Here is a 12670-nt window from a genome sequence, read left to right on the forward strand (position 1 = left end):
AAAGAGCACAGGGATGGCTCGTTTTGACTAGCAGGCCCTAATCCATACGTCAGGAGGAACATGTGATGAAAGAGACCATTTATTATGAACGAGGAACTGACGCTCTGAAGCGTCAAGGAAGACGTGCACAGCGGCTCGTGCAGCGCTTCAATGCATCTGAAGTTGATGATGATACGTTACGAGCGTCAATCCTCCGTGAACTATTTGGTACAGTGGGTGAAGATCCGGTCGTTGAACACAATTTTCATTGTGACTTAGGCACTAACATTCATGTGGGAAATCGATTTTATGCAGGCTATAATTGTACGATTTTAGATATGGCTGAAGTAACGATTGGCGATGACTGCATGATTGGGCCGAACGTCGGGATTTATACGGCAGGACATGCGTTACCTTCACGTGACCGAAACAAGAGTGGGATCGCTACCCCGATTCATATCGGCAACGATGTATGGATTGGAGGGAGTTGCGTCGTTTTGGCAGGAATAACGATTGGCGATGGTGCGGTTATCGCTGCAGGTTCCGTTGTAACGAAGAATGTTCCTCCGAACGTCGTGGTGGCTGGAAACTCAGCCAAAATCATCAAAGCGATTGAGCAAGAATGATGATGAAACAACGAACTAATACGTTACTGAACTAACGTTTCAACCGTTCGTCCGCTATAAACCTGGGGAGTCATAAGGTCTTTACATATACTTAGAAAACGTGGGAGAGAAAAAATGACAATATGTAGTGCTGGTTATGTGCTCGTCGCAGAGTCGGTGCGACCAGATTATATGGATAGTCGTCTCATTCCTGAAACCGTCTTGTCTATAAGTACATGTATATGCGAGCACCATCCGAACATCGACGTACTCTGGGGTATGTCAACGCAAGCCAAAGCGACATATGAGCATGAATTAAAGCTTAATCAACAAGGGAGTACCGAACTAATGGCATGGATCGATACGTATCATGAGTCTGGACAGCTTGGGTATCCACAAACGTTTCAATCGCTAGACCTGGCTCATACATTCAAACGTCAGTTTCTCAGTCATGTGGCGGTCAAAGTGGTTGGTCTAGCGTTACCGGAAGCACACATCTCTACATTTTTAGAAGATAGTGAAATGGGTGAGAGTCCTGAACGATATGGAATCGAGCGTTTCGTCATGCGAAGAGAGAATGTGGAAACAGGTCATCTGTTAGGTTATGAGGTACTTGGTTATGAAAAGGGCATATTTCATTCCTATTTATGTAATGGTCTTGAGTCAGAGTTTGCTGAACAGTTCCCGTTTCGTTTGAATGAACATGGCTTGATTCCGACGCTTGAAGAAGCGGAACGCTATTGTACATATAGCAATCAAGAAGACGTCGAGACAGAATCTGTCCTTTGGCTACCGTGGGCGATTTTTGAGGTGGATGTCTGACTAGAAGCTTTCAAAATTGTCCCGATCTTGTGGTTATGCCAAGATAAGAAAAAAGGGGGATGCTTCATGAACCAAGTCATTGAAACACTATTGAACCACCGCTCCGTTCGCTCGTTCACGGACGAGACGTTGACCGACGAACAAATCCGGCTCATCGTCGAGAGCGCCCAGCGCGCCTCGACGTCGAGCTTTATCCAAGCCTATTCCATCATCGGGGTGACCGACCCGGAGAAGAAAGCTCGACTGGCTGAAATCGCCGGTAATCAGCAGTACGTCATCGACAACGGTCATTTCTTCGTCTTCTGCGCTGATTTATATCGACATGAGTTAATCGGTGAACTGCGGGGGGCCGAAGTGAATGCGACACTCGAGACGGATGAGAAGTTACTTGTTGCGGTCATTGATGCCGCGCTCGCTTCGCAAAATGCTGTCGTTGCCGCCGAATCGATGGGCCTCGGCATTTGCTATATCGGCGGGATTCGCAATGATATGTTCGCTGTGAAGGAACTGCTCGGTCTGCCGGAGCGGGTATTGCCTCTCTTCGGACTTGCCGTCGGTGTACCAGAGCACGTCGAAGGTCAAAAACCGCGCCTCCCACTCGAACATATTTATCATGAGAACACATACGTCGCCGACGCCGAGCAACTGAAACAAGAACTCGATGCGTATGATGCGACGATTCACGATTACTATGCGGCACGCGGGTCGAACCAACGAAGCGACACGTGGACCGGACAAATGGGACGGATGTTATCGAGACCGACCCGGCTCGACGTGAAAGATTTCTTGAAAACTCAGGGTTACTCAAAGCAAAATTAAGAACCGCTCAGGCGGTTTTTAGTTTGGGGACGCTGTCTAAACAGAAGGGGACGATCACGATAAAAGGAATCAAACCTTTATTGATTTGTACGTTGATTATTTCAATCATATTGATTGTGTTTACGTCTCTTGAATTTCTAATCTTGAAAATACTCGGTCTACAGTATGAATCGTTGTGGAGTCTGCTCCTCTTCTTCCTCGTATACGGACTGTCAGAGATCCCGATTAACTTGTTTCTATCGGCTTTGTTGAAGTCGTTGACGACTCTTGATGTCATCCAATCACATACAGGGATGTTAGCTTTGTTCCTTCACATCACGAGTACATTCATCATTGTTAATATCATTGACCGATTGATGACGTCCGTGTCGATTTCTCAACTGGGGATCAGTCTGTTCTCGCTTGTCACAGGTTTAGTAGGGTGGTTATCTATTCAACAAGATCCTGATCCTCCAAAACGAGGTTCAAAAGAATTTGAAGCTTACGAAAAAAAAATGAGTTGAATTACCCGCGAGACAAATAAAGGAGCGGCTTTTCTCAATCGAGAGAAAACCGCTCCTTTATTTTCAATTTGTCTGAGCATCGAGCCAGGCGTGGTCGATTGCGCCGAATTGCTTGGCGACGATGACTCCATTTTCATCGAGGACGTATGTTGTCGGCATCGCCTGAATCCGATACGCATCTCCGACCATCCCGTTCTCGTCATATACGACCTCGAACGCGTCTTCATACGGGGCGACGAACGATTCGGCATCAGCGACATCCCGTTCGCTCGTCGTCGTATTGACGGCGACGATGGTCACATCGTCTTGTTCACGGGCAAACTTGGCCATGTCAGGCATCTCGGCCCGACACGGTGGGCACCACGACGCCCAGAAGTTGACGACGACCCGTTCGCCGCGCAACTCACTCAAGTTGAACGTCGTCCCATCCGTCCGCTTCAATTTAAAGTTCGGCGGCACTTGACCAATGTTCAAACCGGTCTGAGACGAACCGGCTTCGAGTCGTGGTGTCTCGTCTGGTAGGCTGGCGTTGATGATGGCGAGCACGACGATGAGACCGAGTCCGTATTGAACGGCCTTCTGGGACGGTCGCGCCACGTAGGCGGCGACGGCGATTAGAAGGAAGAACGGAATGATCCACCACAACTCGAAAGTACCGGTGACGATTGACCCGGTCAACCAAATCGAAAATGCACCGACCCCCGTCCAGAGCAGCGCTCCGAGCGTCGGTGTCCGCATCCAGCGCCACGTTGCGATAAGCAGTAAGACGATGAGGGCGGCCATATAGAGATGGAGCGGTTGCGATGAGGAAAGCAGCGGGAGCATCCCATATTTGGGGACGACGAGCGTCACCGCAAACCAAAAGACCAAGGCCGAGAACAACCAATAGCCACGAAGGCTAGGCGTGAGCCGGAATACAAAAAAAGCAATCACGGCAGCGGCAATGAGAAGTGACCACGTGCCGCCGGTCGCATAAAGGGATAAGGCCAAACTTCCTGTCGACGCGAGACCGAGTACGATCGCGCTTCCTTTCCAAGCGAGGAAACCGGCGAACCATGTCCCGAGGACGGCGTCGCGTTCTTTTTCCGACAAGCCGATTTTTTTAAAGCCGATGTAGAGAATAAGTAGGCTGGCCACCATAGCCAGTAAATCGAGTCGAATGTTCAATGGACCGATGGCGATCACATAATCCCTCCTAGAGAAAAAGCGCCCAGACGAGTGGGCGCTTTCTTTGTTTGTAGTATAGCATTAGCCGATTTGTTCTGCATTGAGGACAGTCTTCATCGCGCCATAGCCACCGAGGATGTTTTGGATATCCTTGTAGCCGAGTGATTGAAGCACACTCGCGGCCATCCGTGAACGGACGCCAGATGCACAGTGAACGGCAATCGTTTGATCTGTCGGGAGGCCTTCGTGGTCACGCGCCAACTTACCGAGTAGGATGCGCTCGGCTTTCTCATAGTGGCTCGCGTTCCATTCCGTCGCATTTCGGACGTCGAGGACGAAGACGTCACCTTTTTCAGCTGATTCAATCGCTTGTTCAGCTGTCACGTCCGTGTACGTTTCCGTCAAAAGTTCTTGACCGAGCTCTTCGACTGGGACGATGAAGCGGAGACGGTCGAGACCGATTGATTGAAGATCCGTCTGCACTTGTTCGAAGTCTTCCGCGCTCGCGATGAGCGTGATGTCTTTGTCGAAGTTGACGAGCCAGCCGGCCCATGAGACGAATTTCGTGTTGTATGGGATGTTGATGGTGCCAGGGACGTGTCCTTTGGCGAAATCTTCCCCTTTACGTGTGTCGACGACTTGGATTGCTTCGACGAGCGTGTCAAGACGATCCGCGCCGACGACTTCCGGACGAGCGATCTCGTTCGTCACTTGAATGCCTTCTTTGTTTACTTTCTTCATCATTGCGAAGTAGTTCGGCGGTTCTGGTTGATCCGTCGTCAACTCTTTGATGAACGCATCTTGATCAGTCATTTGAAGTGCCCAGTTCGTCGCTTTCTCGTAACCTACTGTCGATGTCGGGATCGCGCCGAGCGCTTTTCCGCAGGCACTGCCGGCACCGTGGCCCGGCCATACTTGAACGAAGTCAGGAAGGTCTTTGAACTTCTTGAGCGAGTCGAACATTTGCTCGGCACCGATGGCTGTAGTGCCTTTCACGCCGGCTGCTTCTTCGAGCAAGTCAGGACGACCGATATCGCCGACGAAGACGAAGTCACCTGTGAAGATGCCCATTGGTTGTGTCTGGTTGCGGTCATACAGCAAGAATGAGATATGTTCTGGCGTGTGGCCTGGTGTATGCATGACTTCGAATGTGACATTACCGACTTTGAACGTATCGCCATCTTTGACGAGTTTTGAGTCGATGTCTTTCGCGAACGCATATTTCCATGACGCGTCACCTTCGTCCGATAGGTAAGCCGTTGAACCGGTACGTTTCGCGAGCTCGAGTGAACCTGATACGAAGTCGGCGTGGATGTGAGTCTCAGCCGTCGCGACGATTTTCATGCCTTCTTTTTCAGCTTCTTGAAGATACGGTGTAATGTTGCGGGCCGGGTCGATGACTACGGCTTCGCCGGTCATTTGGCAACCGACCATATAAGATGCTTGTGCTAATTTTTGATCATAGAAATAACGTAATAACATGTGGAATACCCCCCTAAGAATAGTTGACTGTAAACGACTGTGTTTTTTTACTGTATATATAGAAGATTGTTAGACCGTTTCACCTGTCCAGCTCATCATGCCGCCATCGACGTTGACGACATCGAAGCCGAGTGAGTCGAGGTAAGCCGAAGCGTTCATGCTTCGTCCGCCTGCCGCACAGATGACGTGAATCGGTTTCGAACGATCGAGCTCATCGACTTTCGCACCGAATTCAGAGAGTGGGACGTTTTTCGCTTGCTTGATGTGGCCACCTGCAAATTCGTCTGTCTCCCGAACATCAATCAAGTTAAGCGTCTCATTAGATTGAAGCAACGTTTCTAGTTCAATAGTCGAAATGGTTTTCATGAGTGATAAATCTCCTTTTTTGGTTTAAGAATTTTTGAAGCGAGTTTCTTTCGTTGTTTTTAATATACCCCCCGAGGTATACTGAATGCAAGAAAAAGAATCGGAGGTCGAAAATTGAAGGAAATCATGATGATTGTGTCGATTTTAGTGCTGGCGACGGTCGGAATCGTTCTTTTTACGTCAGGTGAGAGTGAAATTACAAAAATTGGCGTCGAAACACTACAAAACAGATTGGAAAACGAAGAAATAACCTTGTTAGACGTCCGAGAAGTGGATGAATACGAGGGGGGGCATATCGAAGGAGCGGGGAACGCACCACTTTCATCATTAAATGCCACCGAACTGCCTTATCCGAAAGGTGAACCGATTTATGTCATCTGTCGGAGCGGGAACCGGAGTGCCCAAGCGGCACAGCTGTTGCAAGAGCGTGGCTATACGGAGATTTATGACGTCTCGGGTGGCATGATCGCTTGGGAACAACAATAAAACTTACTTATATAGAGGGTAGGGAATTGGAGGAGTTAATATGGAATTTGGATTTATTATCACCATCTTTTTGATCGGCTTTATCGGGTCGTTCATTTCGGGGATGGTCGGGATTGGCGGATCGATTATTAAATATCCGATGCTGTTGTACATTCCACCGCTTCTCGGCTTCGCAGCGTTCAGCGCCCATGAAGTATCGGGGATCAGCGCGATTCAAGTCTTCTTCGCGACAATCGGTGGGATTTACGCATACCGGAAAGGCGGCTACTTGAATAAGCAGCTCATCCTGTATATGGGTGTCGCCGTCTTGATCGGGAGTTTCATCGGCGGCTACGGCTCGACGCTCTTGTCTGAGAACTTGATTAACGTCGTCTACGCCGTGCTCGCGACGATTGCGACAATCATGATGTTCTTACCGAAAAAGAACGTCGAGGACGTCCCACTCGACCAAGTCACATTCAATAAAGTGATTGCAGCGAGTTCGGCGTTCGTCGTCGGGGTGGCCGCAGGAATCGTCGGGGCAGCAGGTGCGTTCATCTTGATGCCGATTATGCTCGTCGTGCTCCGGATTCCGACGAAGATGGCAATCGCGAGTTCGCTCGCTATCACGTTCATCTCGTCAATCGGCTCGACAGCAGGGAAAATTATAACCGACCAAATTGTGTGGGAACCTGCCGTCATCATGATTATCGCCAGTTTGATCGCCGCACCGCTCGGCGCGAACGTCGGTAAGAATATGAAGACAAAATCACTGCAGATGATTTTAGCGCTACTCATTTTAGCGAGTACAGTAAAAATTTGGATGGATATCATCGGGTGAGCGAATCACTCGTAATCGGCTACCGAGGCGACTCGGTAGTCTTTTTTTCGTAAACATTGCAATCGGATTGTTAAGTTTGTGTATAGTTGTAAACGTCAATTAGTTGAATTGAGTTCAAGGGAACGTTAAAATATAGGTTATACGTCTAAAAAGAAAATGAATCTTTAACTTGAATTCCATATAAGGAGTGTTTACATGAATCACACGAATCAATCGAAAGGAAGGATGGACCGTTTCCGCCAGACGGCGCTCGACTCGTTCAAGACACACCGTCTGTTTTGGATGTTCACCATCCTGTTATGGACGAAGTCGCTGATCGCGTATCAGTTCTTCTTCAATATGCCGGCCGAGAACGCGGTCCAGGCATTCATTCTCATCATCAACCCGCTCAGTTTCACGTTGTTCCTGTTCGCTTTCAGCTTCTTCTTCGGGGGGAATAAGCGGAAGTGGGCACTGTACAGTCTGTACCTCGTCTCCTCGCTCATCTTGTTCGCGGATACGACGTACTATCGTGAGTTCACAGACTTCTTGACCGTACCGGTCTTGTTCCAGTCGTCGAACATGGAGACGCTCTCGTCTTCGTTCCTGTCGCTTCTCGAATGGAAAGACTTGCTCCTATTAGGGGACCTCGTCGTGCTTCCATTCCTACTATGGAAGATGAACGAGACGAGCCAGGCATCGCAACGCCGCGTCTTAATCACGTTCGGTGCGGCCGCGGCCTTGTTCGGGTTCAACCTCGTCCTCGCCGAAACGGAGCGTCCAGAACTGTTGACGCGCTCGTTCGACCGAGAGCTGTTGGTTAAAAACTTAGGAACGTTCAACTTCCACGTCTACGACGCCATGCTCCAAACGAAGACGTCGGCCCAGAAGGCGCTCGCAGACGGTTCTGAACTGGATGAAGTCGAGAACTTCACACGTCAGAACTATGCGGCTCCGGACCCGGAGATGTTCGGGAAGTATAAAGGCAAGAACGTGGTCGTCGTCTCGTTCGAGTCGGCCCAAAATTTCACGCACAACATGAAAGCGTCGAACGGCGAGTACATCACGCCGAACTTGAACAAACTGATCGAAGAGTCCCACTACTGGCCGAACTATTACCATACGACCGGCCAAGGGAAGACGTCAGATGCCGAGTTCGCACTCGATAACTCGCTTTACGGCCTCTCGCGTGGAGGAGTCTACTTCACGAACGCCGACAACGAATATAACGCGTTACCAGAAGTCATCAAAGATGACAACTATTACTCGGCCGTGTTCCACGCCAACAACAAATCGTTCTGGAACCGCGACCAGATGTATCAAAACATCGGCGTCGACAAGTTCTTTGACGAAGCCAGCTACGACCTCGGGAACCCTGAGGATATGACGGAGTGGGGTCTGCTCGATGATGAGTTCTTCCGCCAATCGGTACCGATGCTCGAAGAGCTGCCGGAACCGTTCTATGCGAAGTTCATCACGCTGACGAACCATTTCCCGTACACGATGCCGAGTGAGAAGCACGAGCTCGTCCCGAAATTTGAGACGAACTCGACGACGCTCAACAACTTCCCGCAGGCGCTTGCCTATCAGGATTACGCCCTCGGCTTGTTCATCGACGAGTTGAAGGCGAACGGCATGTGGGATGACACGATCTTCGTCGTCTACGGTGACCATTACGGAATCTCGACGAACCATAACGCCGCCATGGCGGATCTGCTCGGGAAAGACGAGTTGACGCCATACGATGTGGCCAAGCTCCAAGCAGTCCCGTTCGCGATCCACTTACCGGGACAAGATAAAGGTGAAGTGCACGAGACGATCGGAAGTCATGTCGACATGAACCCGACGATTCAGCACTTGCTCGGAATCGATACGTCTGAACAGGTCGGATTCGGGAATGACTTGTTCTCGAAAGAGCATTATGACCGCGCCATCTTCCGTGATGGAACGGTCGTGACGCAAGACCATCTGTTCACGCAGTCGATGTGTTATGACGCCAAGACTGGCGAAGTCGCCGAAGACGGTGCAGCATGTACGCCACTTGAAGAAGAAGCGAACAAAATCCTCGAGATGAACGATCAGCTCATCTATTCGGATTTACTCCGCTTCAAGCAAGACCAATAACGAAGAGAGGAAAGGTTGGAGACAATCTTTTCTCTTTTTTTGTGGTCGTCGCGCGCTAGGAAGACTAAGATGAAAGAAGTGCACATCAGAAAAGGAGAACGAGATGACATTAGATTATACGGGAGAACGGGTCATCCCAGATCGCATGGACCCGCTGAACGGCTTGTTGCTCGAACATATCGCCCGTTACCATTTCGCCTTGTTATACATGAACGGACGCGTCCTCGATTTTGCGAGTGGGAGTGGATATGGCAGTCAATTGATTGCGAAGAACTTGAAAGGGATCGTGACCGAGGTCGTCGCCGTCGACTTGTCAGAAGAGGCGACACGTTATGCGAAAGGGCGTTATCACCATCCGAACGTCAACTATATCGTCGGCGATGTCGTCGACCGGACGTTGCCGGACAAACTGGGGTCGTTCGATTGTATCGTCAGCTTCGAGACGATTGAACATGTCACCGAATATGAGGCGTTCATGGCGAACGTGTGGGACTTATTGAAGCCAGGCGGAATCTTGGTGTTGTCGACACCGTTCGGTCAAGGCGTCGGGCAACCGACGAATGAGCCCTTCCATGCCCATCAGTTCACTGAGGCCGAGTTTGAGAAATTATTTACGGCATTCACATCGACCGAGTTCTATTACCAGCGAGGCGTGCTCGTCGAATCGAAGCGGGGGACGCGCCATTATCCAATCGGCATCACCGTCGCGGTCAAATAAAAAATCCCGATGAACGAGGTCATCGGGTAATGAAATAGTATAACAGGCCGAGCGCCAAAAATGAGACCGGGAACAAGACGATATACGTCCACGACACCATTGACCAGCTTTTCTTTTGATTGTAGTCTGATTTGTCTTTCCCGAGTCCGACCATGATTGTAAAAATGAGGGCAAGCACGCAAACGAGTAACGATAATCCAATTGTGAGATACATGTTGTCACATCCTTCATTGTTTCTTAATATATCAAGCATAGCTGAAAACAAAACGAAAAAGCCTCTGAAATGTTGGGATTATGTGTCCAACAATCAGAGGCTTTTATCACACCTGGGTATCTTTTATATACGTGTCGGCATCATCGGTCGAAATACCGAGCGCCTCATGGATGACGGTCAAGGCACTATCATTTCGTTTATCCGTCTCGGCGGCGACGCAGTCGCGCGGGACATGGAGTTCATACTCGCGCATATAACCGTCGTTCGCCGAGAACAAGATACAGATGTCCGAGGCGACACCGGTCAGGACGAGCGATGTGACCTCAAGTTGACGCAACAAGATATCGAGCTGCGTCCCGTAAAACGTCGAGTGCCTTGGTTTGATGATGAAATACTCTTTGTCTTCCGGTGCAATCCGTTTTGCGATGGCGCTGCCTTTCGACGACTCGACGTGACGGATGATATCCTCGGTGCTGTCTTTCCACTGACCGAAGTTGTCGTTGCAATAGATGACCGGCCAATCGTTCGCCTTAAAATGACGCTTCAGTTTTAATATCGGGTCGACAATTGGTTCCGTGTTTCGAAGTAGGTCCTCCCCGCCGACAAAGTCGAAATCATTGAACATGTCGATGATGAGTAACGCCGTCTTTGACATCGTGGTCCCTCCATTCAAAATGAGTCTCACATTATGAAGTACCACTCTGCCGACGGCGTTAATCGTCATTCAGCAAACGTTTTGCTCCGGAATACGAATGCAGTGATGATATAGAACGCGACGATATGAATCAACACATAGAACGCCGAGAACCAAATCGTTACGTCCATTGTTTCCATGAAGCCAGGGCTCTGGTAATAAATCGACAGGTCCGTATGCAAGAAGACGATCCATTTGGCAATGTCCGGCTTCCAAGCGATAAGAAGTCCGCCAATCATCGTCGAAACGAAGTTGGCAAGTACGGTGAAACCAATGACGACGCCAACGGACTTGAAGACGACCGAGAACATGAGCGTCAAGAAGATGACGAACACGCCGCTCGAGACACTAAGTAAGACGTTGCGGAACTGCTCGAACGTCAATGCTCCGTCGAGCGTCCAGGCGAAGCCATATGTGACGGCAAGGATGAACACGAATTGGACGAGCATGATCAAGAGCGCGGCGACAAGTTTCGAGAGTAAAATCCGGTCACGCGAGTACGGGCTCATGAGCAAGTGCTTCAACGTATCAAATTTCAACTCATTTCCAATCATCTCGGCTGTGAACACGATTGTGAAAATACCGAGGAACGTCATGGCGGCCATCGTCGCATAGTTGACGAATGTTTCCGCGTCACCTGGATTGTCGCCGCTTCGGACGATGAAGTACGTCAAGATGATAATCCCGGTATACATGCCGAGCGCGATCAACGGTTTGATCGTGCGCCGCCACTTCATAAATTCATTGGCTAGTAATGAACGCATTGTTCGTGCCTCCTTCTTTCTTCGTCACTTTCAAGAACTGCTCCTCAAGTGTCTCGTGTTTCATGCCGATTTGATAGACCGCGATGTCGCGATTGACAAGATGTTTCAACAAGTGCGGGATATCCGTTTCCGGACGTGGGACGATGAACGTCTCGGCCGATTGTTGAATGATTTTCACGTCATCGAACGCGAGTGCAACGACATCGAGCGCCTCGTTCATTTGTTTGCGGTCGACCTTACAGAGGATGACGCTTTCCGTCTTCGCTTCGCCGTCACCTTGAATCGATTTGATTTGTCCTTGGTCGATGATGGCGAACCGATCGGTGATCAGTTCCATCTCGCTCAATAAATGACTTGAGATGAGGATGGCGATGCCGCGATGGTCGGCTAAATGCCGTAAGTAGTTACGCAAATCGGCGATTCCGGCCGGATCGAGCCCATTCGTCGGTTCGTCGAGAATTAAGACTTTCGGGTTATGGAGTAGGGCACGGGCAATCCCGAGGCGCTGTTTCATCCCGAGCGAGTATTGTTTCACTTTCATATCAAGTTTCGTCTCGAGTCCGACGAGGGCACCGAGGGCGTTCAAATCGACTTTCTTTAGGCCGGGAATCAAGTTCATCGCGTGAATCAAGTTCTCGCGGCCCGTCAAATATGGATAGAAGGCCGGGTTCTCGACGATGGCTCCGATGCGACTGAGCGCTTGTTGGCGATCTGTTGAGACGTCGAACCCGTCGACAGTCACAGTTCCGTGTGTCGCCGGCATGAGTCCGGTGATGATGCGGATTGTCGTCGTCTTCCCGGCGCCGTTCGGTCCAAGGAATCCGAAGATTTCTCCAGGGGTGACGTCAAAACTGACATTTGTCAGGACGTTCGTCTGCCCCATTTTCTTGTGTACGTTTTGTACGGATAACATAAGGTCACCTTGCTTTCGTTGAGAGTATTTTCCAACTGGATTACCGTACTATACGGGGCAGATTGAAACAAGGTTTCACCTATTTTTGAAATTGTTGAAACAAACGCCTGATTTCACAATTTGTTGATAAGGAAAACTTATTGAAATAGTATGGACGAATTGTGAATTTGAAAGGGTCTTTCCATATGGAAAGGTGTAGTATGGAGAGGAGAGAA

At 49.7% G+C, this 12670-nt stretch carries 15 protein-coding genes; 8 read left to right on the forward strand and 7 right to left on the reverse strand.

The features are described 5' to 3' along the window. Positions 1-65: 65 nt before the first annotated feature. The 4 genes from KNP84_RS05210 to KNP84_RS15360 all read left to right on the forward strand — a co-directional run bounded on the left by KNP84_RS05210 (position 66) and on the right by KNP84_RS15360 (position 2728). Positions 66-605, forward strand: coding sequence for a sugar O-acetyltransferase (locus KNP84_RS05210; protein ID WP_215114432.1), 540 nt, complete (start codon positions 66-68; stop codon positions 603-605). A 327-nt stretch (positions 606-932) separates the two neighbouring features. Next, complete coding sequence (locus tag KNP84_RS05215; RefSeq protein WP_214834764.1) at positions 933-1406, forward strand: hypothetical protein; 474 nt, start codon at positions 933-935, stop codon at positions 1404-1406. A gap of 66 nt (positions 1407-1472) precedes the next feature. Beyond that, complete coding sequence (nfsA, locus tag KNP84_RS05220) at positions 1473-2225, forward strand: oxygen-insensitive NADPH nitroreductase (RefSeq protein WP_214834765.1); 753 nt, start codon at positions 1473-1475, stop codon at positions 2223-2225. Further along, a complete protein-coding gene (locus KNP84_RS15360; protein WP_353049101.1) occupies positions 2132-2728 on the forward strand; it encodes a YrvL family regulatory protein in 597 nt (198 codons plus the stop codon). Before nfsA ends, KNP84_RS15360 begins: the two co-directional genes overlap by 94 nt. Positions 2729-2791: 63 nt before the next feature. Here the strand turns inward: KNP84_RS15360 and KNP84_RS05230 are convergent, their stop codons facing one another. The 3 genes from KNP84_RS05230 to KNP84_RS05240 form a co-directional block, all read right to left on the reverse strand. Further along, positions 2792-3913: a redoxin family protein gene (locus KNP84_RS05230; protein WP_214834767.1), complete on the reverse strand. Its 1122-nt coding sequence runs from the start codon at positions 3911-3913 to the stop codon at positions 2792-2794. A 63-nt stretch (positions 3914-3976) separates the two neighbouring features. Next, on the reverse strand, positions 3977-5377 hold the full coding sequence (locus KNP84_RS05235) for a rhodanese-like domain-containing protein (protein WP_215114434.1): 1401 nt from the start codon (positions 5375-5377) through the stop codon (positions 3977-3979). Between the two features lie 69 nt (positions 5378-5446). After that, the gene (locus KNP84_RS05240) at positions 5447-5743 is read right to left on the reverse strand and encodes a rhodanese-like domain-containing protein (protein WP_215114435.1); all 297 of its coding nucleotides are present in this window, start codon (positions 5741-5743) and stop codon (positions 5447-5449) included. Positions 5744-5872: 129 nt separating this feature from the next. Here KNP84_RS05240 and KNP84_RS05245 point away from each other — a divergent pair, with 129 nt between their 5' ends. The 4 genes from KNP84_RS05245 (at position 5873) to KNP84_RS05260 (ending at position 9870) form a co-directional block, all read left to right on the forward strand. Further along, positions 5873-6229 carry a rhodanese-like domain-containing protein gene (locus KNP84_RS05245; protein ID WP_215114608.1) on the forward strand — a complete coding sequence of 119 codons (357 nt, stop codon included), beginning with the start codon at positions 5873-5875 and terminating at the stop codon, positions 6227-6229. Positions 6230-6269: 40 nt separating this feature from the next. Further along, positions 6270-7049, forward strand: coding sequence for a sulfite exporter TauE/SafE family protein (locus KNP84_RS05250; RefSeq protein ID WP_029595924.1), 780 nt, complete (start codon positions 6270-6272; stop codon positions 7047-7049). Positions 7050-7244: 195 nt separating this feature from the next. Next, on the forward strand, positions 7245-9152 hold the full coding sequence (locus KNP84_RS05255) for an LTA synthase family protein (protein WP_214714034.1): 1908 nt from the start codon (positions 7245-7247) through the stop codon (positions 9150-9152). Positions 9153-9255: 103 nt separating this feature from the next. After that, entirely contained in the window at positions 9256-9870 is a 615-nt protein-coding gene (locus KNP84_RS05260; protein ID WP_215114436.1) for a class I SAM-dependent methyltransferase, read from the forward strand. Positions 9871-9889: 19 nt separating this feature from the next. On the opposite strand, the gene KNP84_RS05265 is transcribed toward KNP84_RS05260, so the two are convergent. The 4 genes from KNP84_RS05265 to KNP84_RS05280 all read right to left on the reverse strand — a co-directional run bounded on the left by KNP84_RS05265 (position 9890) and on the right by KNP84_RS05280 (position 12455). Next, positions 9890-10084: a hypothetical protein gene (locus KNP84_RS05265; protein ID WP_021066752.1), complete on the reverse strand. Its 195-nt coding sequence runs from the start codon at positions 10082-10084 to the stop codon at positions 9890-9892. Between the two features lie 106 nt (positions 10085-10190). Next, positions 10191-10739 (reverse strand): cysteine hydrolase family protein, encoded by a 549-nt coding sequence (locus KNP84_RS05270; protein ID WP_214837034.1) that lies wholly within the window; start codon positions 10737-10739, stop codon positions 10191-10193. Positions 10740-10804: 65 nt separating this feature from the next. After that, positions 10805-11542, reverse strand: coding sequence for an ABC transporter permease (locus KNP84_RS05275; protein WP_021066754.1), 738 nt, complete (start codon positions 11540-11542; stop codon positions 10805-10807). Beyond that, the gene (locus KNP84_RS05280; protein ID WP_215114437.1) at positions 11520-12455 is read right to left on the reverse strand and encodes an ABC transporter ATP-binding protein; all 936 of its coding nucleotides are present in this window, start codon (positions 12453-12455) and stop codon (positions 11520-11522) included. Before KNP84_RS05280 ends, KNP84_RS05275 begins: the two co-directional genes overlap by 23 nt. Positions 12456-12670 lie beyond the last annotated feature (215 nt).

This window comes from Exiguobacterium sp. s70 (genome assembly GCF_018618315.1).
In the GTDB taxonomy this organism is placed as follows: domain Bacteria; phylum Bacillota; class Bacilli; order Exiguobacteriales; family Exiguobacteriaceae; genus Exiguobacterium; species Exiguobacterium chiriqhucha.